This window comes from Mycolicibacterium anyangense (genome assembly GCF_010731855.1).
Taxonomy (GTDB): domain Bacteria; phylum Actinomycetota; class Actinomycetes; order Mycobacteriales; family Mycobacteriaceae; genus Mycobacterium; species Mycobacterium anyangense.
Window position 1 is genome coordinate 1,260,859 of the sequence record NZ_AP022620.1, and the last position, 23,976, is coordinate 1,284,834.

Here is a 23,976-nt window from a genome sequence, read left to right on the forward strand (position 1 = left end):
ACGACGCACACCATGGCCTACTGTTCCGTTACCGGCGTCCTCGGGGTGAGGGTGTCAAGCGGCCCGAAGCAGAAAGAAGAGTCAACGTGCTTAGTGGATGTCAAAACCGGCGTGGGACCGGACGTTGGTGGCGAGTGGCCGGGATCGTCGCGGTGGCGGGTTCCCTGGCACTGTCGGGCTGCAGCAGCAAGTCCGAGCCCAGCGCAGGTCCGTCGGAGTCGTCGACCGCGGTCAAGGCCGACAAGGTCGACGACATCGCGGCCACCCTGCCCGATGACATCAAGAAGTCCGGCAAGCTCATCGTGGGTGTCAACATTCCTTACGCCCCCAACGAGTTCAAGGACGCCAGCGGCAAGATCGTCGGCTTCGACGTCGACCTGATGAACGCCATCGCCTCCACGCTGGGTCTGACCGCCGAGTACCGCGAATCCGACTTCGCCAAGATCATCCCCTCGATCCAGCAGGGCACCTACAACGTCGGCATGTCGTCGTTCACCGACACCAAGGAACGCCAGGCCTCGGTCGACTTCGTCGACTACTTCAACGCCGGCATCCTGTGGGCACAGCGTCCGGGCTCGCCGATCGACCCGAACAACGCGTGCGGCAAGAAGGTGGCCGTCCAGGCGACCACCACCGAGGAGACCGACGAGCTGCCCGCCAAGAGCAAGAAGTGCACTGACGAAGGCAAGCCGGCGATCGAGATCCTCAAGTTCGACGGACAGGACGCCGCCACCAATGCGGTGGTTCTGGGCCAGGCGGACGCGATGTCGGCCGACTCCCCGGTGACCGCCTACGCGATCAAGCAGAGCAAGGGCAAGCTGGAAGCCGCCGGCGAGATCTTCGATTCGGCGCCCTACGGCTGGCCCGTGCAGAAGGGCTCACCGCTGGCGCAGTCGCTGCAGAAGGCCCTCGAGCACCTGATCCAAAGCGGCGCCTACAAGGAGATCGCCGGTAACTGGGGTGTCGAGGCCGGAATGGTCACCAAGCCGGTCATCAACGGCGGGACCACCTAACCGACATGGCAGGTGACGCGTCGGCCCCGCCCGCAATCAATGCTGTGCCCCTACGGCACCCGTGGCGGTGGGTGGGGGCGAGCGTCATCGTCGTCCTGGTCGGGCTGTTCCTCTATGGAGCGGCCACCAACCCGGCCTACGGCTGGTCGACCTACGGCGAGTACCTGTTCAACGACCGGATCCTGCTCGGCGTCTTCAACACGCTGCAGCTGACCATCTATTCGATGGTGCTCGGTGTCGCGCTCGGCGTCGTGATGTCGGTGATGCGGTTGTCGCCGAACCCCGTGTTCCGTTCGGTGGCCTGGGTGTTCCTGTGGATCTTCCGCGGCACCCCGGTCTACGTCCAGCTGGTGTTCTGGGGCCTGATCCCGACGATCTACCAGAACATCCAGCTGGGCATCCCGTTCGGGCCGTCGTTCTTCCACCTGAACCTCCAGGCCTTGTCGATCCCGTTCGCCCTGGCGGTCGTCGGCCTGGGCCTCAACGAGGCCGCGTACATGGCCGAGATCATCAGGGCGGGAATCACTTCCGTGCCCGAAGGGCAGTCCGAGGCGTCGACGGCGTTGGGCATGTCGTGGGGAATGACGATGCGGCGCACCGTTCTTCCGCAGGCGATGCGGGTGATCATCCCGCCGACCGGTAACGAGGTCATCAGCATGCTGAAGACCACCTCACTGGTGACGGCCGTGCCGTATTCGTATGACCTCTACAGCATCGCCTCCCGGGAGATCGCGGCCCGGATCTTCGAACCCGTTCCGCTGCTTCTGGTTGCGGCGACCTGGTACCTGGTGGTCACCAGCATCCTGATGGTGGGCCAGCACTACTTGGAGAAGTACTTCTCCAAGGGCATCTCCCGGCGGTTGACCTCCAAGCAGCTGGAGGCGCTGGCCAAGGCGCAGACCGGCACGGAGGCAGGACACGTATGACGACCGAACCCATGGTGCGCGCCGAGCAGGTGTGCAAGAACTTCGGCGCGCTGTCGGTTCTCAAGGGTGTGACGCTGACCGTCGACCGTGGCCAGGTGCTGGTTCTGGTCGGACCGTCCGGGTCGGGCAAGTCCACCTTCCTGCGCTGCATCAACCATCTCGAGACGGTCAATGCCGGCCGGCTCTACGTCGACGGCGACCTGGTCGGCTACCGGGAGGGTCAGGGCAAGCTCTACGAAATGTCGCCGCGTGACGCCGCCAAGCAGCGCCGCGATATCGGCATGGTGTTCCAGCACTTCAATCTGTTCCCGCATCGCACGGCGCTGGAGAACATCATCGAGGCCCCGATCCACGTCAAGAAGGTCAAGAAGTCGGTGGCCGTGGAGCGGGCCCGCGATCTGCTCGGCCAGGTCGGCCTGGGCAACAAAGCCGACGCCTACCCGGCACAGCTGTCCGGCGGTCAGCAGCAGCGCGTCGCCATCGCCAGGGCGCTGGCCATGGACCCGAAACTGATGTTGTTCGACGAGCCCACCTCGGCGCTGGACCCGGAGCTCGTCGGCGAGGTGCTGACGGTCATGAAAAAGCTCGCCAGCGAAGGCATGACGATGGTGGTCGTCACCCACGAGATGGGGTTCGCCCGTGAGGTCGCCGACCAGTTGGTGTTCATGGACGGTGGGGTGATCGTCGAGAGCGGGGTGCCGCGCGAGGTTCTTGGCAACCCGCAGCACGACCGCACCAAGGCGTTCCTGTCGAAGGTGATGTAGCAGCTAGCCAGCCGGGCTCTCGACCCGGATGCTGTGCGGCCCAATATCTTTCGCTTCTCGAGGTCCCACCAGGTACCACGTGCACATGATGCCCTTGCCCTTGACGTCGACCTCGCCGCGCTTCTCCAGCACGAACTGATCCTTCAGCCGCTCGTAGACGTTCTCCGGCACCTGGATCCGGCCTTCGGGATCGGTGGACTCCATCCGGGAGGCAACGTTGACGGCGTCGCCCCACACGTCGTAGAAGAACCGCCGGGCCCCGACGACACCGGCGACCACCGGGCCCGACGCCATCCCGATCCGCAGCGGCACGCGCTGGCCGTTCGGGTCACGCAGATCGGCGACCGCCCGCGACATGTCCAGTGCCAGCCGGGCCAGCGCCTCGACATGGTCGGGACGTGGCTCGGGCACACCGCTGACCACCATGTAGGAATCGCCAGTCGTCTTGATCTTCTCCAGACCGTGCTTGTCGACCAGGCGGTCGAAGGTGGTGTAGAGCCGGTCGAGGAAGCGCACCAGGTCCACCGCGGGGATCTGGCTGGCCCGTTCGGTGAACCCGGCGATATCGGCGAACAGGATCGAGGCATCGTCGTAGCGGTCGGCGATGGTGCCGCGCGCCGGATCCTTGAGCCGTTCGGCGACGCTGCCCGGCAGGATGTTGATCAAGAGCGCTTCGGAGCGCTTGTATTCCAGTTCCATGGCGCCCTCGGCCCGGTAGACCTCGCGCATGGCGTACCAGACGGTCGCGAAGATCAGCACCGACGCCGAGATCGTGGTGATGACGAAACCGGCGTTGACCGCCCATCGCGGTTGCAGGTGGGTGTCGCCGGGCACCAGGAACTGCGAGGCGATCGTCAGCCCCACCCCGATGGCGACGACCACCGATGCCAGCACCGCGTGTTCGACGCCGAGTACCAGCACGGCCAGCGACGCCGAGACCAGATAGTAGAACTGCAGACCCGAGTCGGTGCCGACCTGCCAACCCACGATGGTCAGCGAGGCGAACGCGAAGAACACGAACACCAGTGAGGCGATGACCTCACCGAAGGGCTGCAGCAGCGGGATCGCGAAGAAGATCAGTGCGGTGCCGAGGTTGATCAGCCCGATGTACATCGCTCCGGGGCCGGTGAGGATCTGCATGATCGCGATGCACGCAGTGACGAATCCGGCGATGTAGGCGGCGATGTTGAGCACCCGCATCTGGCGCGACACCGATTCGGCCCAGTGCTGGTTGCGAGCCGACGGGCGGCGCTGCATACGCTCGCAGTCCGATTCCCGGGGTATGCCGTCCGGCGGCACCGGATCGGCGCACTTCCGCTTGGTGCCCACCTTCCGAGACTAACCGTCAATCGGTGAACGAGCGGGAATACCGACAGCCGTCCCGGGTCGCCCATGCCGCCACCCCGCCGACCGCCGGGCCGAAGCTGATCCGCTCGGGCAGGCGAGGATCGGCACCGACCCGGAAGGTTTGGTCGCCCACTGCGATCAGCTCAGCATCGTCGGTCGGAGCTTCGACACCACCGGGTGCGATCAAGTAGAGCCGGCCACGGCGCAGCACCACCCGGAAGTTGGTGTACCACGGCGAATACGAGCGGTAGTGTCCGCAGAACGGTTCGAGGTCTGCGTCCGACGGGGCTGCTGCCGTGGGCGTCCCGGCGCGGGTGAATGTCCGCGGGCCCCAATGCCAGCTGTCGTCGTGATAGTTCAGCGAGTACTTCGCGAGCGCCGGAGCCTGTACTACCGCGCCCCGGGTCCAGGTACGCAGCAATGGCTCTCGCCCGCCGGCCCACTCGAGGGTCAGCCGCATCCGGTCGCCGCGGTGCTCCTCGACGGTGACCAGAATCGAACGCGGCCCCTCCAATGCCGCCGAATCGCCGGATTCGTCGATGAATTCGCCGGCATAGCCCTGTGCGACTGCCGCGGGCCACCAGCGCGGGGTCAGGCCTTCGGTATCGACGCAACCGGGTGAGCGCAGTTCGGCGGCGACGCTGCGGGCGATCGCCTCTGCGATGGGACTGTCGCCGTTGGCGTTGGTCACCACGCAGACGGCGAACTCATCATCGAGGTCCACCAGCAGGAAAGAGGCGTAGCCGACCATGCCCCCGCCATGTGAGAGGACGGTGCGCCCACCCGCTCGTTCGACGTTGACGCCGAGGCCGTAGCGGCTGCTCTCGGTAGCCGCAACGCCGGGCAGCGAGAGGATGTCCTCACCATCGGGGGCCGTGGAACCGATCATGATGTCGAAGTCGTCCGGATGCAGGATCGACGTGTCGTTCACGGTGCCCCGGCCCAACAACATCCGCGCGAAGATCGCCAGATCCGACACGGTGGCCGCGATGTTCCCGTCGGAACCGGCGACCTCTAGCCACGGCGCCACCACCAACGGCTCGCCCGGGGTCCACGGCCGGTCGTCGTGCAACGGCTGGTAGCCGCGAGCCAGCCGGGAGTAGTCCTCGTGAGTCACCCGCGCGATGGTGGAGTTCATCTGGAGGGGAACCAGGATCTGCTCGCGCACCACCTCGTCGAGACCACGCCCGCAGACCTGCCGGGCCGCCTGCCCGAGCAGGAGGAAGCCCAGATTCGAGTAGTGGAAGAACGTCCCCGGTGCGGCCGGTGACACCGGGCCGGTGAAGGCAGCCACTTGCCCCAGCTCGTCGGGTAGGGCCTCGGTACTGGCGACCAGGCCGGCGGTGTGGGTGAGCAACCGGTCGATGGTGATTCCGTTGGCGCGCAGGGGATCAGGCAGCCACTCGAGGACGGTGCCAACCGGGTCGTCGAGCCGGATCAGGCCGCGGCGCGCCAACTGCAGAATGGCGATCGCGTTGAACACCTTGCTGATCGAGCCGATCTCGAACAGATGGTGCGCTGCTACCGGGATGCCGGCAGCGACATCGGCATGGCCGAAGCGGTAGGAGAACAGCTCGCGATGTTTGTCGACGGCCAGTACCGCACCGCCGGGCACCGCCCAGGCCTCGGCGATGGTGGCGACGGTCGAAGAGAGCATACTCAGTATGCTAACCGCTCGCCCTCAGTTGTTGGCGGCAAGCACCGAGAGCAGCTCGTAACCGACGGTCGCCGCGGCGATCCCGGTGATCTCGGCATGGTCGTAGGCAGGTGCGACCTCGACGATGTCGGCACCGACGACGTCGAGACCGACCAGTCCGCGCAACGTGTTGAGCAATTCCCGGGACGTCAGGCCGCCCGCTTCCGGTGTTCCGGTGCCTGGTGCGTGCGCCGGATCCAGGACGTCGATGTCGACCGAGACGTACACCGGTCCGCCGTCGAGGCGGGCCCGCATCCGTTCGACGATGCTGGCGACACCGTCGAATTCGTAGTCGTCGGACCGGATGACCTGGAACCCGAGGACGGCGTCGTCCTCCAGGTCGGTCTTGCTGTAGAGCGGCCCGCGAATACCCATGTGCAACGAGCGTTCCATGTCGATGAGGCCTTCTTCGCTGGCCCGCCGGAACGGGGTGCCGTGCGTGTAGGCCGCACCGAAATAGGTGTCCCAGGTGTCGAGGTGGGCATCGAAGTGCAGCACGGCGATCTTGCCGTGGTCGCGGGCGAGTGAGCGCAGGATGGGCAGTGCGATGGTGTGGTCGCCGCCGATGGTCAGCAGCGTCGTGCCGTGCGTGCGCAGCGCGGTGACCTCAGTATCGATCGTGGTGATCGCCTCGTCGATGTTGAACGGGTTGACCGGGATGTCACCGAAGTCGGCCACCTGGTGCGCGGCGAAGGGCTCGACACCCAGCGCAGGGTTGAACGGCCGCAACAACTTCGAGCCGGCGCGGACATGCGAGGGTCCAAAGCGAGCACCGGGCCGGTAGGACACGCCACTGTCGAACGGCACACCGACGATCCCTACCGCCGCGTCGGCCACCTCGGAGATCCGGGGTAGCCGCGCGAAGGTGTTCGGTTCGGTGTAGCGGGGGAATTTCGTGGCGTCGGTCTGTCCGACGATCTCGCCTGTCATTGCTCCTCCTCGACAACGGTCTTCGCAATGGCGATCGCATCGGCGGGATCGGCCAGTGTCGGGTTGGCGTCAATCATCGCCAATTCAGTGCTCACATCAAGGCTTCGGGTCACCGCCACGTAGACCAGGCCGGAGACCAGCATGCCCACGACGAAGGCGATGTCGACCTGGCCCATGGCCTCGGCGGCCGGGCCCACGAAGAACGGCAGATCGACGAACGGGATCTCGGCGAGCACACCGGCGGTGAAGGCGGTGAGCCCGCGCCACGACCACGCCCCATAGATGCCCATGGGGGTGAACAGGTCGGCGATGACGTAGTGGCCACGCCGGACGAAGAAGTAGTCGGTCAGGTTGACCGCGGTCCACGGGGCCAGCAGGTACAGCATGATCAGCAGCGTGGTGTTGAGAGCGGCGGTCGCGTTCGTCAACGCCAGGCTCATCGCCAGCCACGCGACGGCCAGCACCGCGATCGTCATCACCCGCAGCTGCCGGGTCGGGGTGACCGGCTTGAGCGAATCGATGGCGGTGATCACCGTCAGCATGCCGCTGTAGGCGTTGAGACCCATGGTGGCGACCAGGACCAGCGTGGCCACCACGGCCAGCACCGCACCGAGGTAGGGCACCACGTCGTTGCCGGTGGTGTTGATACCCGAGAGCGCGTCGCTGGCCCCCAGGTAGGTGGCCATCCACGCGCCCAGCGGGATGAGCCAGGCCGGTGAGGCCGACGCCCCGAGGAACACCGACGCGATGATCGAGGACGGCTTGGTGTCGCGGGGGAGGTAGCGGCTGTAGTCCGAGACGTACGGGGCGTAGGTGATGTTGTAGGAGGCCGCCACACTGAACTGCACCAGGAACGCGACGAGGCTGAAACCGCCTGTGGCAGCGGTTGTTCCGGTCACCGAGCCGGACACGACGCCGAGGGTGAGTACCACCCACAGGGGCAGGGAGAGCCAGAACAGGATGCGGAAGGTGCGGTGCAGCAGGTCGTGCCCGTAGATGGCCAGCAGTGCGGCGGCGACCGTAATGACGACGGCGACGACGACGGTGTTCCAGCCGAAGATCGACTCGAGGCCGGACTTGATGATCACCGTGTCGACGACGTTGAAGCCGACGAAGGTGAACAGCGTCCCGATCAAGGGCAGCAGCACGCCGCGGTAGCCGAACTGGGCTCGTGACTGGATCATCTGCGGCAGTCCCAGCACCGGGCCCTGGGTGGCATGGAACGCCATGAAGATGGTGCCGAAGGCGATGCCCGCCAAGCCGGCCACGATCGTCCACGCCAGCGACAGTCCGAGACTGGGGCCGACGAAGCCCAGTGCCAGCGTGAACGGCTGGAAGTTGCCGACGAACCAGAACGGGCCCTGATGGCCGACCTTGCCGTGCCGCTCGTCGTCGGGGACGTAGTCGATGGACCGGGTTTCGATCAGCGTCGTGGCGCGGGATGCGGGAGCGGTCACGATTCCTCCGAGGGGTGTCACAGTAGTGCGTAACACCATCCGCTGCTGTTGTGCCTGGCACCATGGCAGAAGTGTTCAAACCATCTATTACGGTTGGACAATATGTACATCAGGACCATGGCGTGCTGACGGTCGCGGACGTCGCGTCCGAGCCGAGCCTGAACCTGCAGGTGTTGGTCGAGGGAGACCTGACCAGGGCCGTGACGTCGGCGCATGTCTCGGAACTTGCCGCGCCGGCTGACTGGCTGCGGGGCGGGGAGCTGCTCATGACGGTGGGGCTGCTGCTACCCATGCGTCGCGCGGAATGCCGCGCCTATCTGTCGGAGTGCGCGTCGGCCGGGGTGGCGGCGGTCGCCCTCGGACTCGGTCACGGGCTGCCCTACCAACGCTGCCCGCGGCCGATGATCGAGGCCGCCCGCGAGTGTGGCGTCACGCTGATGACCGTGCCCGACGAGACGCCGTTCATCGCCGTCACCAAGTGGGTGTTCGAGACCATCGCGCGCCAGGAGCGCCAGGAACTGCAGACCGCGCTGGAGATCAATCGCTCGCTGACGGCGGTGGCGACCAGCTCCGCGCCGCTCTCGGCGCTACTGTCGGCGTGGTCGCAGGCCAGTATCACGCCGTGTGTGGTCTGCGATGCCGGCGGCAGGGTCATCGGCCAGACTCCCGCGACCAATCCCGCTGTGGTGGATGCGGCCGTCGCGGCCATCGACTCCGCGCGCCAGTCGGGTGCGGGCTGGTCGGTGATCGAGGGTTTCGAGGTGCACGCGGTCGGCGCCCGTGATCCGCTGGCCTTCATCGCACTCGGTGCCGACATGGATCTGCGGTCGCGCAGCTCGTCGACGGTGCTGGTCTCGCTGATCGCCGTGGACATCGAGCGGCGCAACCTCTCCGGCCAAGCCGAGCGCAACCGACGCGCGCAGGTGCTGGCCCAGCTGCTGCGGCCCGGCCTCAAACGGGAGCGCGCGCTGGCCCTGGCGGCGACCGTCGGTCTGGACACCGGCCCCTGTCAGGCGGCCGTCGTCACCGCCACCGACGCCGAATCGCTGGCCTTCCGTGTGCAGGCGAGCCTGCCGGACTGCCTGGTGCTGGTGCGCGGCGAGACCGTGGAGATCGTCCATACCGACCTGGACGCGCTCGTGGCGACACTGACCACCCACGCGCCTGGCCTAGCCTGTGGCATCGGCGCTCCGACGGATGCCGATGCGCTCGCCGTTTCGGCGATGCAGGCCAGATCCCTGGTGCCCGTCAGCGCCCGGTTGGGACGGATCGTCACGGCCAGCGAGGGTGAGACGGTGTCGTTGTTGCTGGCGTTGGGGGAGCCCGACGCGGTGCGCGGATTCGCCGATGCTGTGCTGGCGCCCCTGGACGCACTGGATCCCCGGGAACGGCTCGAACTGCTGCGCACACTGGAACAGTGGTTGCGGGTGAACGGCGCGTGGGATCCGGCTGCGGCGCGACTGTCGTTGCACCGCAACACGGTTCGCAACAGGATCGAACGTGTCGCGACGCTGACGGGGCGTCGTCTCGACGACGGTGAGGACCGGATGGAACTCTGGCTGGCACTCAAAGCGCGCTCAGCGGTTAGCCTGCAGAAGTGAGCCGCATCGCCTGTGCCCAGATCGCACCGTCCGTCGGGGAGCTTGACGCCAACCTCGAGCTGTCGACCGCGGCGGTGGCCGCTGCGGTGTCGGCCGGGGCCGACATCGTGGTCCTGCCGGAGCTGGCCACCTCGGGTTATATGTTCGCCGACGCCGAGGAGGCCAGGTCGGCGGCGCTGCGCCCGGATGCCGCCGCCTTCGACGCCTGGCGCTCGGCCGCCGGCGATGCCGTGGTCATCGGTGGATTCTGCGAGCTGGGTGAGGACGGCCTGCTGTACAACAGCGCACTGGTGGTCGAGCGCGACGGTGTGATCGCGAGTTATCGCAAGACGCATCTGTGGGATCGCGAGAAACTGATCTTCACACCCGGGGATGCGTTACCTCCGGTGCTCTCGACGCGGCATGGCGTGATCGCCGTGATGGTCTGTTACGACCTGGAATTCGCGGAGCTGACTCGGCGGGCTGCCCTGGATGGCGCGGAAGTGATTGCTGCGCCGGTGAATTGGCCGCTGTTTCCCCGGCCGGAGGGCGAGCGGCCAGGTGAGGTGATCACCGCGATGTCGACGGCTCGGACCAACAAGGTCGCCGTGGCGGTGTGTGACCGGGCCGGGGTGGAGCGTGGGCAGCCATGGACCGAGGGAACCGCGATCGTCGATCCCGACGGCTGGGTGGCGGCCGTCGCGGGCGCGGGCCCCGGGTTGGCGATCGCCGATGTCGATCTGCGGCTGACCCACGACAAGACGCTGACCGAGCACGTGCACCTGTTCGACGACCGGCGCGTCGACCTGTACTGACCAGCCAGAAACCGAGGCTCGCACGGGCTAGCGTCAGGCGGGCGGATCCCAGCGCAGGACATCGACGGACATCGCCGCCGGGAACGGCGTGGTGCTGTTGGGTGCTCCCGCCCAGGGGCCGCCGACGGCGAGGTTGATGATCGCGGCCATCGGGCGGTTGTAGACCCACTTCGAACCCGGGCTCAACGAGGCCGGGGTGAAAGTGCCCAGCGTCTGGTCGTCCACACCGACGGTGATCTCGTCGACGAGGTGTCTGACCCAGTAGTTGTGGTAATCCGTCGATAGGTCAGGCAGGTTCGCGGTGATCTGCGCCTGCTGGGTGGCGGTGCTGCCGTCGATGGGGCCGTGCAGGGTGGAGTAGACGGTGGTGGTGGTGCTCGGCAGTTCGAGTACGTCGAGCTCTCCGGACTGCGGCCAGGGTGTGGTGTCCTCGTCGGCGCCCTTGAGCCAGAAGGCCGGCCAAAGCCCTTGCCCCTTAGGCACTTTGATGCGGGCGGTGATGGTGCCGTAGCCCATGCTCATCTTGTTCTTGGTGTCCACCCAGCCCGATGAGTAGCCGTTCTTGGTCTTGGTGGCCTGGATGAGCAGATGACCCTGACCATCGAGCGTGGCGTTCTTCGTCGCGTAGTTCTCGACACCGGGATCCCAGCCGGTGCCGGTCTTGACCGTCCAGATCGAGTTGTTCGGCGCTGCTCCGGCGCTGCCGAGGAACTCGTCGCCGACCGCTCCCGTGGTCGCCATGACGGTGTCGATGTAGAGATTGCGCTGGCACTTGCTGTTCTGGTCGTAGTTGTTGGAGTAACCGATGGCGAGCGTGTGTGCGCCGGACGGGATGGCACCGGTGAAGGTGTAGTCCGACCAGGTGGTGCTGTTGACGAAGACGGTGGTGATCGCGGTGCCGTCGATCGAAACGGTCATATTGGGTCCGCCGGAACACAACGAGGCCTTGGCCCGAATGATCAGGCCGCTGGACAGGGGGAGCGTCACGGCGGCCGATGCGGTGCCGTTGGAGGTCAGCGCCAGAGCGGAGCCGCCCGAGGCGGTGGTGTCGGTGACCTTGCCACCGGCGCTGGCCGGTGACACGGTCATGGATTCGGCCTCGAACGAGGTGTTGGCGGCCAACGCGGGTGGGGCGGGAGAGGCGAGGGCGGCAACCATGACGCTCGCAGCGGTAAGGCGCAGGTAGCGCACGGTGCACTCCATCGACGCAGGGGAATCACGACAGCTTTCCCTGCGGCCCCGTCAATTAACAGATGCCGCAATCATCACTTTGGTAACAATCGCCTGATTGAGGCAACTTTGCCCTGCATAACGCGATGCTGGGATACGTTCGAGGTGTCCGCCTCACGATGGGAAGCGCTATGAGGTCTGATCGGCTGACTCGTCAGATTGCTCTCTTTGCCGGGGGCGCCGCGATCATCGGGATGGGGGCGCTGACGGCCTGTAGCCCGAACGAGAAGGAAGCCCCGGCGACCAGCACCACGCCGTCATCGACATCGGCGCCGGCTGTGTCACCCACCGAAAAGGCCGTGGGTCCCGGGGGCAACAACTCGTTCTCGCCGACCGTCAACCCGGCGCCGCCCGGACCGGTGTGCAAGGAAATCGTCGGCAACGACTGCGTGCGCTAGCTGAACGGCCGAAGCCGGGGGAGCTGGTCCTACTGGTGCCCTCGGTGAGATTCGAACTCACACTGCACGGGTTTTGAATCCGTTTCCTCTGCCAGTTGGGATACGAGGGCGCAGCCGCGGCGCGGCGGTTTTCCACCATAGTGGATGGCCGTGGGGGAGCAGCCAAGCGGCCCATGGTGCGCCCCGCGCTCGCTGTTTGGCCGCGGCCACGCGACAATAGCGTCATGACCGGGTCCACCAACGACGCCGACGGCCGTCCCACCCACCGCGTCCTGATCGCCGAGGACGAGGCGCTGATCAGGCTCGATCTCGCCGAAATGCTGCGTGAAGAGGGTTATGAGGTGGTCGGCGAGGCCGGCGACGGCCAGGAAGCCGTCGAGCTGGCCGAACAACTCCGCCCCGACCTGGTGATCATGGACGTCAAGATGCCGCGCCGCGACGGTATCGACGCCGCCGCCGAGATCGCCGCCAAGCGGATCGCCCCCATCGTCGTGCTCACCGCCTTCAGCCAGCGCGACCTGGTGGAGAAGGCCCGTGACGCCGGCGCGATGGCCTACCTGGTCAAGCCGTTCTCGATCACCGATCTGATCCCGGCCATCGAGGTCGCCGTCAGCCGCTTCGCCGAGATCACCGAACTCGAACGCGAGGTGGCCAGCCTCTCCGACCGGCTGGAGACCCGCAAGCTCGTCGAGCGGGCCAAGGGGCTGCTGCAGAGCAAGCAGGGGATGAGCGAGCCGGAAGCCTTCAAGTGGATCCAGCGGGCCGCCATGGACCGCCGCACCACCATGAAGCGGGTCGCCGAAGTGGTCCTGGAAACGCTCGACGCGCCCGGTGACGGTTCCTCGGAGAGCTGACCGAGCCGACGCGCCGCGTTAACTCTGGGTTTCCCCGTCGGCCTGGTGACGGCGCGTAACCGTCTGACCGTGCCGTTTGCCGGTGGCGGCAATATGCTCGCAGCCAGCCGTTGTCCAAGAGCACGCGCTGCGGCCCAGCGTTGGCTATGTTCTACCCACCCGACGAAACTACTGACCCGGAGGTGAAACGTGCGCTCTCGCACGACACGGAGTGCAATCGCCGCGAGTTCGGCTCTGCTGGTGGCGTTCGGCATTGCCGGCTGCAACCAGTCCAAGCCGAATGAGAACTCGTCGCAGAGTGATCTCAAGATCGTCGAGCAGGTTCAGATCGACCAGAACGGTGCCGAGGTCAAGCCGGAAGCCGGCGCTGTCCCGGCCGATCCCGCCGGTGACGGCAAGGCCACCTGCCCGCCGGTGTCCATCGCGATGGCCGGTGCCCTCAACGGCCCCGACGCCGCCCTGGGCATCAACATCAAGAACGGCGTCCAGCTGGCCATCGACAAGCACAATGCCGCCAACCCCGGTTGCCAGGTCCAGCTGAAGCCCTTCGACACCGAGGGTGACCCGCAGAAGGCAACCGCGATCGCCCCGCAGATCGTCGACGACGCCTTCACCATCGGACTGGTCGGTCCCGCCTTCTCCGGCGAGACCAAGGCCACCGGTGCCGTCTTCGACCAGGCGGGTCTGGTGTCGGCGACCGCCTCGGCCACCAACGTCACGCTCTCCGAGCAGGGCTGGAAGACCTTCTTCCGCGGTCTTGCCAACGACGGCGTGCAGGGCCCCTCGGTGGCCAACTACCTGAAGAACACCCTCGGTGAGAAGAAGGTCTGCGTCGTCGACGACAGCACCGACTACGGCACCGGCCTGGCGCAGGCGGTCCGCGAGACCCTCGGCCCGGTGGCCGACTCGGCCTGCAACATCTCGGTCAAGAAGGGCGACAAGGACTTCTCGGCCGCAGTGACCCAGGTCAAGGGCCAGTCGCCGGATTCGGTGTTCTACAGCGGCTACTACGCCGAGGCGGCACCGTTCGTTCAGCAGCTGCGCGACGGCGGCTTCACCGGCAAGTTCGTCAGCGCCGACGGCACCAAGGATCCGGAGTTCGTCAAGCAGGCCGGCGCGGCGTCCAAGGACGCCATCCTGTCCTGCCCGTGCGGCCCGGCCACCGGAGCGTTCGCCGACGAGTACACCAAGAAGTTCGGTCAGGCTCCCGGCACCTACAGCACCGAGGGCTACGACCTGGGCACGGTGCTGCTGAAGGGTATCGACGCCGGCAAGATCACCCGTCCGGACCTGCTCGAGTGGGTCAAGAACTACAACGGACAGGGTGTGGCCCGCAAGTACCAGTGGACCGATAAGGGTGAGCTGACCACGACCCTGATCTGGATCTACAAGGTTCAGTAGGTGATTCGCGAGACGCGTCCGGGACCACTTGGCTCGGGCGCGTTCTCGTTGAGCAGCAAGGAGTCGGCCCCAGGATGATCCACGAGTGCCTCGGTCAGTACGCCTGCCTCGCCAGTGACATCGGTTTCAACATCGAGAACCTGCGAAATGGCTTCTGGCAGTTGACCATTGACGGATTGTCCTGGGGCGCCATCTACGCCCTGGTGGCCGTCGGCTACACCTTGGTCTTCGGTGTGCTGAGGTTGATCAACTTCGCCCATTCCGAGATCTTCATGCTCGGGATGTTCGGCGCCTACTTCTGCCTGGACATCATCCTGGGCTTCTACCCCAGCGGCGACGCCTACAACAAGGGCGTCCTGCTGACGGTGCTGTACCTGGGTATCGCGATGCTGTTCGCGATGCTGGTATCAGGCTCTGCCGCAATCGGTTTGGAAGCGGTGGCCTACCGGCCGCTGCGACGGCGCAACGCCCGGCCGTTGACGTTCCTGATCACCGCGATCGGTATGTCGTTCGTGTTGCAGGAATTCGTGCACTTCGTGCTGCCCAAGATCATCAAGGGCTACGGCGGCAGCAATGCCCAGCAGCCGATCATCCTGGTGCAACCCAAGACTCAGTTCCACATCTTCGGTGCCACCGTCAGCAACGTCACGCTGGTGATCGTCGCGGCGGCGTTGGTGCTGGCGCTGCTGACCGACGTGGCGATCAACCGGACGAAATTCGGTCGCGGTATCCGGGCGGTGGCCCAGGACCCCACCACCGCGACGCTGATGGGAGTCTCGCGGGAGCGCATCATCATGACCACCTTCCTCATCGGCGGCATGCTGGCCGGCGCCGCCGCGCTGCTGTACACCCTGAAGGTGCCCCAGGGCATCATCTACTCCGGCGGCTTCCTGCTCGGTATCAAGGCGTTCTCGGCCGCGGTCCTCGGCGGTATCGGAAACCTGCGCGGTGCTCTGCTCGGCGGCCTGATCCTGGGCATCATGGAGAACTACGGCCAGGCGGTGTTCGGTACCCAGTGGCGTGACGTGGTCGCCTTCGTCCTCCTGGTTCTGGTACTGCTGGTGCGGCCCACCGGGATACTCGGGGAGAGCCTCGGAAAGGCGAGGGCATGAGTCACCGCAGCGACACCCAGAACACCCCGGGCCGGTGGACCACCCGGCTCCTGGCTCCCGGCGATGGTTTGCGCGACTGGTGGTCCGGGCGCAGCCGGGTACAGAAGTGGGGCTTCGGTGTGGTGGGCTTCGGCCTGCTCGCCCTCACTCCGCTGTTCCCGCCCCCGTTCTTCGAGACCACTGGCATCAGCTTCGGCGGCACCATGGCCCAGTTCGCGATGGTGGCGATCATCGCGATCGGCCTCAACGTGGTGGTCGGTCAGGCCGGCCTGCTGGACCTCGGCTACGTCGGCTTCTACGCCGTCGGCGCCTACACCGTCGCCCTGCTCACCAGTCCGGACTCGCCATGGAACCGGCTCGGTTCAGGCTGGCTGTTCAGCGAGAAGTGGGCCTGGCTGACCTGTGTGCCGATCGCCATGGCGGCCACCGCACTGGCCGGACTGATCCTGGGCATCCCCACCCTGCGGCTGCGCGGTGACTACCTGGCCATCGTCACGCTCGGGTTCGGCGAGATCATCCGGCTGCTGGCCGACAACCTCTCCGGTGTCACCAACGGATCCCGGGGCCTCAACCAGATCGCCTACCCCCACGTGCTGGAGACGTCGAAGTACCCGGACGGGGCGTTCTCCAGTGGCAACTCCACCGGCACCGCCAACTACGGCACCTGGTGGTTCTGGCTGGGCCTGATCCTGATGATCGCCATCCTGCTGCTGGTCGGCAACCTGGAGCGCAGCCGCGTCGGGCGGGCCTGGGTGGCCATCCGCGAGGACGAGGACGCCGCGGAAGTGATGGGCGTCAACACCTTCCGCTTCAAACTATGGGCGTTCGTGATCGGTGCCGCGATCGGCGGCCTGTCCGGGGCGCTCTACGCCGGGCAGGTGCAGTACGTGGCGCCACCGACGTTCAACATCATCAACTCGATGCTGTTCCTGTGCGCGGTGGTGCTGGGCGGTCAGGGCAACAAACTCGGCGTCGTCTTCGGCGCGTTCATCATCGTCTACCTGCCCAACCGACTGCTCGGGGTGGAAGTCCTGGGCATCAACCTCGGCGACCTGAAGTACCTGTTCTTCGGTCTGGCGCTGGTGGTGCTGATGATCTTCCGGCCGCAGGGCCTGTTCCCGGTGCGCCAACAGCTGCTGGCCTACGGCAAGTCGGCCCGCAAGCTGTTGGGCGCGGCCGACGACAGCAAGGCGGCGGCATGACCGATCCGGTGATCGACGAGAGCATGGCCGCCCTGCATCGCGACGTCAACGCCGCGGAGGGTGAAACCCTGCTCGAGACCAAGGATCTCACCGTCAAGTTCGGCGGTCTGACCGCGCTGGACTCCGTCAGCTTCGCGATCAAGCGCGGCGAGATCCTCGGCCTGATCGGACCCAACGGGGCGGGCAAGACCACCTGCTTCAATGCCATCACCGGCGTCTACCGCCCGAGTTCGGGCTCGGTCACCTTCGACGGCCAGCCGCTGGGCCGCATCAAGCGCCACCAGATCACCCGCCGCGGCATCGCGCGCACCTTCCAGAACATCCGGCTGTGGGGCGAGATGACCGCTCTGGAGAACGTCATCGTCGGCACCGACGCCCGGCACAAGACCTCGGTGCCCGGTGCCCTGATCCGCAGCCCCCGGCACCGCGCCGAGGAACGCTCGGCCATCGAAAAAGCCGCAGCACTGCTGCAATTCGTCGGCATCGCCCACCGCGGCGAAGAGAAGGCCAAGAACCTGCCCTACGGCGATCAGCGACGCCTCGAGATCGCCCGTGCGCTGGCCACCGAGCCCAAGCTGCTGTGCCTGGACGAGCCTGCCGCCGGCTTCAACCCCAGCGAGAAGGCGGCCCTGATCGACCTGATCCGCGCCATTCGCGACGACGGCTACACCGTGCTGCTGATCGAGCACGACATGCGCCTGGTGATGGGCGTGACCGACCGGATCGTCGTCCTGGAGTTCGGCCGCAAGATCGCTGACGGCCTGCCCGCCGAGATCCGCGAGGACCCGGCCGTCATCGCCGCCTACCTGGGAGTCCCCGATGACCAGCTCTGAGGACCAGCCCATCCTGTTGGAAGTGCGCGACGCCGTCGTGCACTACGGCAGAATTGAAGCGCTGCACGGTGTTTCACTGCAAGTGCGGCAGGGGGAGTTGGTGACCCTGCTCGGGTCCAACGGGGCGGGCAAGACCACGATGATGCGCGCCATCTCCGGGCTGCGTCCGCTGTCGTCGGGCTCGGTGTGGTTCGAGGGCAATGACATCTCTGGCGTCAAGGCCCACCAGCGCGCCATCGACGGCTTGGTGCAGGCGCCCGAAGGCCGAGGGGTGTTCCCCGGCATGACGGTGCTGGAGAATCTCGAAATGGGCTGCTACGGGCGAAAGTTCGCCACCAAGGCCGAACACGACGAACGCCTGGACTGGGTGCTGCAGACCTTCCCGCGGCTGGCCGAACGGCGCACCCAGGTCGGTGGCACCCTCTCCGGTGGCGAGCAGCAGATGCTGGCGATCGGGCGTGCGCTGATGGCCCGACCGCGCGTTCTCCTGCTCGACGAACCGTCGATGGGCCTGGCCCCGATGATCATCTCGCAGATCTTCAAGATCATTTCCGAGATCAACGCCCAGGGCACCACGGTGCTGCTGGTAGAACAGAATGCCCAGCAGGCGCTGAGCCGGTCCGACCGCGCCTACATCCTGGAGACCGGCACCGTCACGCGCAGCGGTCCGGCCCGGGAATTGTTGGCCGACGACAGTATTCGCGCTGCCTATCTGGGTGTGGCCTAGCCGCACATCTCAGTCGGTGAGCTTGGTCAACAACAAGTAGGCACTGGCCAACCCGCCCACGATCGCGGCGCACGTCGTCGGAAACAGCGCGTAGGGCGCCCAGCTGACGCCGGTCAGCAACAGGACTCCGGTCAGTGCGACCCCCAAGGCTGTTGTGACATTGGGGTTGACTCGCTTGATGATTCGGCCTAGGGAATTGCCTTCGGCATCGTCGCCGGCAGACCTGTCGAGGACGATGAGCAGGACGGCCGCAGCCACGGCAAGGACGGTGAGCTCGGCGCCGATCACCCGCGCCGGTTGCTCCGGTACCGACAGCACGACCGCGACCAGGAGCAGCATCGTGAAGACCACCAATGTCTGCGCGGCGCGATGGCGAAGGCTCGCCGAGTTCGCCATCCGTGCCGCGTGGATCGAGATCGCCACGAACAGGAGTCCGACGAGCGCACCGCCGACCCCGCCGATGATGACAGCAAAGGTGTCCCAACCTGGCATCAGACGACTGTAGCCGCGTGTGCGCTCATGAGCTCTCCTCAGTCGATCGTGAAGCGCTTCACCCGCGAGGTGGCACCGGAGACGAGCTGAACGCGGCTGGGCGGCACCCCGAAATGCTTGGCGAGCAGTCGCGCGGCAGCGTCGGTGGCCTTGCCCTCGATGGCGCGCTCGCGCACGAAGATCGTCAGCGTCCCGTCGGCGCCGGTTTCGACCAGCGGGCCCTTGGCGCTACCGGGCTTGACGGTAACGACGACGGTCTCGGCCACCCGGTGAGCTTACGTGGCGACGATGACCGAGGAGCCGTGGCCGAACAGGCCCTGGTTGGCGGTCACACCGACGGTGGCACCGTCGACCTGTCGGCCGGTGGCCTGCCCCTTGAGTTGCCAGGTCAGTTCGCAGACCTGGGCGATGGCCTGGGCCGGGATGGCCTCGCCGAAGGAGGCCAGGCCGCCGGAGGCGTTGACGGGGATACGCCCGCCGATGGTTGTGGCGCCACTGCGCAGCAGGTGCTCGGCCTCGCCCTTGGCGCACAGTCCGAGGTGTTCGTACCAGTCCAGTTCCAGTGCGGTCGACAGGTCGTAGACCTCGGCGAGGGAGAGGTCTTCGGGGCCGATACCGGCTTCGGCGTAGGCCGCGTCGAGGATCTGGTCTTTGAAGACCCGCTCCGGGCCGGGAACCACGGCCGTGGAATCGGTGGCGATATCCGGCAATTCGGGGAGATGCTGTGGGTACTGCGGGCTCTGCAGGCTGACCGCGCGGACCGAGGGCACGCCCTTGAGCGAGCCCAGGTGCTTTTCGGTGAACTCCTTGCTGGCCACGATCAGGGCGGCGGCGCCGTCGGAGGTGGCGCAGATGTCGAGCAGGCGCAGCGGGTCGGAGACCACGGGACTGGCCAGCACGTCCTCGACGCTGGCTTCCTTGCGGTAACGGGCGTACGGGTTGTTCAGGCCGTGGCGGGCGTTTTTGACCTTGACCGCGGCGAAGTCCTCCAACGTGGCGCCGTAGAGGTCCATCCGGCGACGCGCCAGCAGCGCGAAGTAGACGGTGTTGGTAGCCCCGATCAAATGGAAGCGTTGCCAGTCCGGGTCGTTGCGGCGTTCCCCGCCGACGGGGGCGAAGAAGCCCTTGGGGGTGGTGTCGGCCCCGATCACCAGCGCCACATCGCAGAGCCCGGCCAGGATCTGGGCGCGGGCGGACTGCAGGGCCTGGGAGCCCGAGGCGCAGGCGGCGTAGCTGGAGGTGATGGGGATGCCGTTCCAGCCCATCTTCTGGGCGAAGGTGGCGCCGGCGACGAAGCCTGGGTAACCGTTGCGAATGGTGTCGGCACCGGCGACCAATTGGATTTGGCGCCAGTCCAATCCGGCTTCGGCCAGGGCGGCGCGGGCGGCGACGACACCGTACTCGGTGAAGTCGCGGCCCCACTTACCCCACGGGTGCATACCCGCGCCGAGGATGTACACCGGTTCCGGGGTGCTAGCGCTCATTGGGCGATCCTCCAGGCGTAGGTGAGGCGCTCGACGCCGTCGTCATCGGTATAGAGCGGCATGGTGGTCAGCTCCACGGCCATCCCGACTTTCAGATCGGCGGCCAGGGTGCCCTCGACGACCTTGCCCAGCACGATCAGCCCCTCGTCGGCGAGCTCGACCGCGGCCACCGCGAATGGTTCGAACGGGTCCGGTGCGGGATAGGGCGGTGGCGGGGCGTAGCGGTTCTCGGTATAGCTCCATACCGTGCCCCGCCGCGACAGCGCGACCGGTTCGAGCACATCACTGGCGCACCCCGGGTTCGGGCAGTTATTGGCCCGGGGCGGAAACACGTACGTCGCACACTGCGGACACTTCGCACCGATCAGATGCGGGACACCGGCATCGTCGTAGTCCCACCAACCATCGATGGCCGGTAGTTGAGTGGGCGCGTCTGGAGAAGCTGGCACGTCGCCATGGTAAGCGATCCGCAAGCCAGAACTGCAACGTGTTCCAGTTGGCGGGAGGTTGGGATCGGTAGCAATCGGCACCCGGTGCACTTGTCGGCGAGGAGCGCCCCGGACATCGGTGCCCGGCGCATAGCGGATCGGAGATCAGACATGGGACTTTTCAAGAAGGCCAAGGATGCGGCCACCGCCGCTCAGGTGCACGTGCAGGGAGCTGGGCTGGTCGACCCCGCGGTTCTGGGCGGTCCGTCGACTCGATCGGTCGACGCGACCGAACCGATCTGGGAGCCGATCAACGGCATCTCCCTGCAGGACTATGCCGAGCTGGCACGCACCGCCCAGAGTCGAGGCGTCACCGACGAGGCGGGCATGATTGCGCTGGGTCAGGAGCGTGGCTGGGATCCCGCCGACGTCAGGGTCGCACTCGACGGCTGGGTGCAGCGGATGGGGCAGTCGATGGCCGTCGGGCAGCAGTTCCGCAAGTTCCTCGGCTACTGAACCGCCACGGGGTAGCGGCGGCCCGATTGTCACCGGCGGTGCCTAGAGTGAGTGCCGTGAGCCCAGCCAAAACCGCAGCGCCGTCCGACCAGAAGCAGACCCTCATGCTGTTGGACGGCAACTCGCTGGCCTACCGGGCGTTCTATGCGTTGCCCGCCGAGAACTTCAAGACCAAGAACGGGCTGACCACCAACGCGGTGTACGGCTTCACCGCCATGCTCATCAACCTGCTGCGCGACGAGCAGCCCAGCCACATCGCCGCCGCCTTCGACGTCTCCCGGCAGACCTTCCGGGTGGACAAGTACCCGGAATACAAGGCCGGCCGCTCGGCCACCCCCGACGAGTTCCGCGGACAGATCGACATCACCAAAGAAGTGCTGGCCGCCCTCGGCATCACCGTGCTGGCCGAACCGGGCTTCGAGGCCGACGACATCATCGCCACCCTGGCGACCCAGGCCGAGCAGGAGGGTTACCGCGTCCTGGTGGTTACCGGCGACCGCGATGCCCTGCAGTTGGTCAGCCCGGACGTCACCGTGCTCTATCCCCGCAAGGGCGTCAGCGACCTGACCCGCTTCACGCCGGAGGCGGTGGTGGAGAAGTACGGGCTCACCCCCACCCAGTACCCGGACTTCGCGGCACTGCGCGGCGACCCGAGCGACAACCTGCCCGGCATCCCCGGTGTGGGGGAGAAGACGGCCGCCAAATGGATCGTCGAGTACGGCTCGCTGCAGGGGCTGGTCGACAACGTCGACACCGTGCGGGGCAAGGTGGGCGATTCCCTGCGCGACAACCTCTCCAGCGTGGTGCTCAACCGCGAGCTCACCGATCTCGTCAAAGACGTCCCCCTGGCGCAGACCCCGGACACGCTGCGGCTGCTGCCGTGGGATCGCGACCAGATCCACCGGCTGTTCGACGACCTGGAGTTCCGGGTACTGCGGGATCGGCTCTTCGATACCCTGGCCGCCGTCGAACCCGAGGTCGACGAGGGCTTCGACGTGCGCGGCGGCGCGCTCGAGCCCGGATCGGTGGCGGCCTGGCTGGCCGAGCACGCCGCCGACGGGCGGCGCAGCGGTCTCGCCGTCGTCGGCACCCATACCGTCTACGACGGTGACGCGACCGCGCTGGCCATCGCCGCCGCCGACGGTGACGGCGCCTACATCGACACCGCGACGCTGACACCGGAGGACGACTCCGCTCTCGGCGCCTGGCTGGCCGACGCGGGCACGCCGAAGGCGTTGCACGAAGCCAAGATCGGGATCCATGGCCTGGCCGGACGCGGGTGGGCGCTGGACGGCGTCACCTCCGACACCGCGCTGGCCGCCTACCTGGTCCGGCCCGGGCAACGCAGCTTCGCCCTCGACGACCTGTCGCTGCGCTATCTGCGCCGCGAGCTGCGCGCGGACAATGCCGAGCAGCAACAACTCTCGCTGCTCGATGACACCGACGGTGTCGACGACCAAGCGGTGCAGACGGCAATCCTGCGGGCCAGAGCGGTCGCCGACCTTGCCGACGCCCTCGACGAGGAGCTCACCCGCATCGACTCCGCGTCGCTGCTCGGCGAGATGGAGCTGCCCGTTCAGTCCGTCCTGGCCGGGATGGAAAGCGCCGGCATCGCCGTCGACCTGGACAAGCTCGACACCCTGCAGCGCGAGTTCGGCGACCAGATCCGGCAGGCCGCCGACGCCGCCTACGCGGTGATCGGCAAGCAGATCAACCTCGGCTCGCCCAAGCAGCTCCAGGTGGTGTTGTTCGACGAACTGGGCATGCCCAAGACCAAGAAGACCAAGACCGGCTACACCACGGATGCCGACGCCCTGCAGTCACTGTTCGACAAGACCGGCCATCCGTTCCTGGAACACCTTTTGGCGCACCGGGACTCGACGCGTCTCAAGGTCACTGTGGACGGTCTGCTGAAGGCGGTGGCTGCCGACGGGCGCATCCACACCACGTTCAACCAGACGATCGCGGCCACCGGACGGCTGTCGTCGACCGAACCCAACCTGCAGAACATCCCGATCCGCACCGACGCCGGCCGCCAGATCCGAGACGCCTTCATCGTCGGGAACGGCTACAGCGAGCTGATGACGGCCGACTACAGCCAGATCGAGATGCGGATCATGGCGCACCTGTCCAAGGACGAGGGCCTCATCGAGGCGTTCCGCACCGGAGAGGACCTGCATTCGTTCGTGGCCTCCCGGGCGTTCGAGGTTCCCATCGACGAGGTCACCCCCGAATTGCGCAGGCGGGTCAAGGCGATGTCCTACGGCCTGGCCTACGGTCTGAGCGCCTACGGCCTGTCAGCCCAGCTGAAGATCTCGACCGAAGAGGCGAAGGTCCAGATGGACCAGTACTTCGCCCGCTTCGGCGGGATCCGCGACTATCTGCGCGACATCGTCGATCAGGCCCGCAAGGACGGCTACACCTCGACGGTGCTGGGCAGGCGCCGCTACCTGCCGGAGTTGGACAGCAGCAACCGCCAGGTCCGCGAGGCCGCCGAGCGGGCCGCGCTCAACGCCCCGATCCAGGGCAGCGCCGCCGACATCATCAAGGTTGCGATGATCAACGTCGCCCAAGCGCTCAAGGACGCCGGCCTGAAGACCCGAATGCTGCTGCAGGTCCACGACGAACTCCTGCTGGAGGTCGCCGACGGCGAACGCGACACCGTCGAGGCACTGGTACGCGACAAGATGGGCGCCGCGTACCCGTTGGACGTGCCGCTGGAGGTCTCGGTCGGCTACGGGCGCAGCTGGGATGCCGCCGCGCACTAGGGT

23 protein-coding genes and 1 tRNA gene are annotated in these 23,976 nt (G+C 66.7%); 14 read left to right on the forward strand and 10 right to left on the reverse strand.

Annotated features, from left to right (window positions below; all coding sequences use genetic code 11):
* Positions 1–86: 86 nt before the first annotated feature.
* From G6N35_RS05915 to G6N35_RS05925, 3 genes are read left to right on the forward strand one after another with little or no spacing between them, the layout of a single operon-like run.
* Positions 87–1,013, forward strand: a complete 927-nt coding sequence (locus G6N35_RS05915; protein WP_163803415.1) for an ABC transporter substrate-binding protein — start codon at positions 87–89, stop codon at positions 1,011–1,013.
* Between the two features lie 5 nt (positions 1,014–1,018).
* Positions 1,019–1,939, forward strand: coding sequence for an amino acid ABC transporter permease (locus G6N35_RS05920; protein WP_163803416.1), 921 nt, complete (start codon positions 1,019–1,021; stop codon positions 1,937–1,939).
* A gap of 11 nt (positions 1,940–1,950) precedes the next feature.
* A complete protein-coding gene (locus G6N35_RS05925) occupies positions 1,951–2,703 on the forward strand; it encodes an amino acid ABC transporter ATP-binding protein (RefSeq protein WP_163807491.1) in 753 nt (250 codons plus the stop codon).
* Between the two features lie 3 nt (positions 2,704–2,706).
* On the opposite strand, the gene G6N35_RS05930 is transcribed toward G6N35_RS05925, so the two are convergent.
* The 4 genes from G6N35_RS05930 to G6N35_RS05945 are packed head-to-tail and all read right to left on the reverse strand — an operon-like array spanning position 2,707 to position 8,172.
* Entirely contained in the window at positions 2,707–4,032 is a 1,326-nt protein-coding gene (locus G6N35_RS05930; RefSeq protein ID WP_407664510.1) for an adenylate/guanylate cyclase domain-containing protein, read from the reverse strand.
* Positions 4,033–4,048: 16 nt separating this feature from the next.
* Positions 4,049–5,707: a serine hydrolase domain-containing protein gene (locus G6N35_RS05935; RefSeq protein WP_163803417.1), complete on the reverse strand. Its 1,659-nt coding sequence runs from the start codon at positions 5,705–5,707 to the stop codon at positions 4,049–4,051.
* 24 nt (positions 5,708–5,731) lie between these two features.
* Positions 5,732–6,676: an agmatinase gene (gene speB, locus G6N35_RS05940; RefSeq protein ID WP_163803418.1), complete on the reverse strand. Its 945-nt coding sequence runs from the start codon at positions 6,674–6,676 to the stop codon at positions 5,732–5,734.
* Positions 6,673–8,172 carry a purine-cytosine permease family protein gene (locus tag G6N35_RS05945; protein WP_163803419.1) on the reverse strand — a complete coding sequence of 500 codons (1,500 nt, stop codon included), beginning with the start codon at positions 8,170–8,172 and terminating at the stop codon, positions 6,673–6,675. Before G6N35_RS05945 ends, speB begins: the two co-directional genes overlap by 4 nt.
* 83 nt (positions 8,173–8,255) lie before the next feature.
* On the opposite strand from G6N35_RS05945, the gene G6N35_RS05950 reads away from it, so the two are divergent.
* Both G6N35_RS05950 and G6N35_RS05955 read left to right on the forward strand, forming a co-directional pair.
* On the forward strand, positions 8,256–9,734 hold the full coding sequence (locus G6N35_RS05950; RefSeq protein WP_163803420.1) for a PucR family transcriptional regulator: 1,479 nt from the start codon (positions 8,256–8,258) through the stop codon (positions 9,732–9,734).
* Complete coding sequence (locus tag G6N35_RS05955; protein ID WP_163803421.1) at positions 9,731–10,528, forward strand: nitrilase-related carbon-nitrogen hydrolase; 798 nt, start codon at positions 9,731–9,733, stop codon at positions 10,526–10,528. The genes G6N35_RS05950 and G6N35_RS05955 overlap by 4 nt, the downstream gene beginning before the upstream one ends.
* A 33-nt stretch (positions 10,529–10,561) precedes the next feature.
* Here the strand turns inward: G6N35_RS05955 and G6N35_RS05960 are convergent, their stop codons facing one another.
* Positions 10,562–11,731, reverse strand: a complete 1,170-nt coding sequence (locus G6N35_RS05960; RefSeq protein ID WP_163803422.1) for a family 16 glycosylhydrolase — start codon at positions 11,729–11,731, stop codon at positions 10,562–10,564.
* A gap of 158 nt (positions 11,732–11,889) precedes the next feature.
* Here G6N35_RS05960 and G6N35_RS05965 point away from each other — a divergent pair, with 158 nt between their 5' ends.
* On the forward strand, positions 11,890–12,156 hold the full coding sequence (locus G6N35_RS05965; protein ID WP_163803423.1) for a hypothetical protein: 267 nt from the start codon (positions 11,890–11,892) through the stop codon (positions 12,154–12,156).
* A gap of 33 nt (positions 12,157–12,189) precedes the next feature.
* Here the strand turns inward: G6N35_RS05965 and G6N35_RS05970 are convergent.
* Positions 12,190–12,266: transfer RNA gene (locus G6N35_RS05970), tRNA-Leu, on the reverse strand.
* Between the two features lie 114 nt (positions 12,267–12,380).
* Here G6N35_RS05970 and G6N35_RS05975 point away from each other — a divergent pair.
* The 6 genes from G6N35_RS05975 (at position 12,381) to G6N35_RS06000 (ending at position 18,285) form a co-directional block, all read left to right on the forward strand.
* Complete coding sequence (locus G6N35_RS05975; RefSeq protein ID WP_163803424.1) at positions 12,381–13,010, forward strand: two-component system response regulator PdtaR; 630 nt, start codon at positions 12,381–12,383, stop codon at positions 13,008–13,010.
* A gap of 189 nt (positions 13,011–13,199) precedes the next feature.
* Positions 13,200–14,411 carry a branched-chain amino acid ABC transporter substrate-binding protein gene (locus G6N35_RS05980; protein ID WP_163803425.1) on the forward strand — a complete coding sequence of 404 codons (1,212 nt, stop codon included), beginning with the start codon at positions 13,200–13,202 and terminating at the stop codon, positions 14,409–14,411.
* A 74-nt stretch (positions 14,412–14,485) separates the two neighbouring features.
* Positions 14,486–15,523, forward strand: a complete 1,038-nt coding sequence (locus tag G6N35_RS05985) for a branched-chain amino acid ABC transporter permease (protein WP_163803426.1) — start codon at positions 14,486–14,488, stop codon at positions 15,521–15,523.
* Entirely contained in the window at positions 15,520–16,725 is a 1,206-nt protein-coding gene (locus G6N35_RS05990) for a branched-chain amino acid ABC transporter permease (RefSeq protein WP_163803427.1), read from the forward strand. The genes G6N35_RS05985 and G6N35_RS05990 overlap by 4 nt, the downstream gene beginning before the upstream one ends.
* Complete coding sequence (locus G6N35_RS05995) at positions 16,722–17,558, forward strand: ABC transporter ATP-binding protein (protein ID WP_179967315.1); 837 nt, start codon at positions 16,722–16,724, stop codon at positions 17,556–17,558. The genes G6N35_RS05990 and G6N35_RS05995 overlap by 4 nt, the downstream gene beginning before the upstream one ends.
* Positions 17,545–18,285 carry an ABC transporter ATP-binding protein gene (locus tag G6N35_RS06000; RefSeq protein WP_163803428.1) on the forward strand — a complete coding sequence of 247 codons (741 nt, stop codon included), beginning with the start codon at positions 17,545–17,547 and terminating at the stop codon, positions 18,283–18,285. Before G6N35_RS05995 ends, G6N35_RS06000 begins: the two co-directional genes overlap by 14 nt.
* A 9-nt stretch (positions 18,286–18,294) precedes the next feature.
* Here G6N35_RS06000 and G6N35_RS06005 read toward each other — a convergent pair whose 3' ends face one another.
* The 4 genes from G6N35_RS06005 to G6N35_RS06020 are packed head-to-tail and all read right to left on the reverse strand — an operon-like array spanning position 18,295 to position 20,710.
* The gene (locus G6N35_RS06005) at positions 18,295–18,777 is read right to left on the reverse strand and encodes a hypothetical protein (protein WP_163803429.1); all 483 of its coding nucleotides are present in this window, start codon (positions 18,775–18,777) and stop codon (positions 18,295–18,297) included.
* Positions 18,778–18,815: 38 nt separating this feature from the next.
* On the reverse strand, positions 18,816–19,043 hold the full coding sequence (locus G6N35_RS06010) for a DUF167 domain-containing protein (protein WP_163803430.1): 228 nt from the start codon (positions 19,041–19,043) through the stop codon (positions 18,816–18,818).
* 9 nt (positions 19,044–19,052) lie between these two features.
* The gene (locus G6N35_RS06015; protein ID WP_163803431.1) at positions 19,053–20,261 is read right to left on the reverse strand and encodes a lipid-transfer protein; all 1,209 of its coding nucleotides are present in this window, start codon (positions 20,259–20,261) and stop codon (positions 19,053–19,055) included.
* Positions 20,258–20,710, reverse strand: coding sequence for a Zn-ribbon domain-containing OB-fold protein (locus G6N35_RS06020; RefSeq protein WP_163803432.1), 453 nt, complete (start codon positions 20,708–20,710; stop codon positions 20,258–20,260). The genes G6N35_RS06015 and G6N35_RS06020 overlap by 4 nt, the downstream gene beginning before the upstream one ends.
* Positions 20,711–20,860: 150 nt before the next feature.
* Between G6N35_RS06020 and G6N35_RS06025 the strand changes: the two genes are divergently transcribed.
* Both G6N35_RS06025 and polA read left to right on the forward strand, forming a co-directional pair.
* Complete coding sequence (locus G6N35_RS06025) at positions 20,861–21,205, forward strand: hypothetical protein (RefSeq protein WP_163803433.1); 345 nt, start codon at positions 20,861–20,863, stop codon at positions 21,203–21,205.
* Between the two features lie 104 nt (positions 21,206–21,309).
* Entirely contained in the window at positions 21,310–23,973 is a 2,664-nt protein-coding gene (gene polA / locus G6N35_RS06030; RefSeq protein WP_246224556.1) for a DNA polymerase I, read from the forward strand.
* The last annotated feature ends 3 nt before the right edge of the window (positions 23,974–23,976 follow it).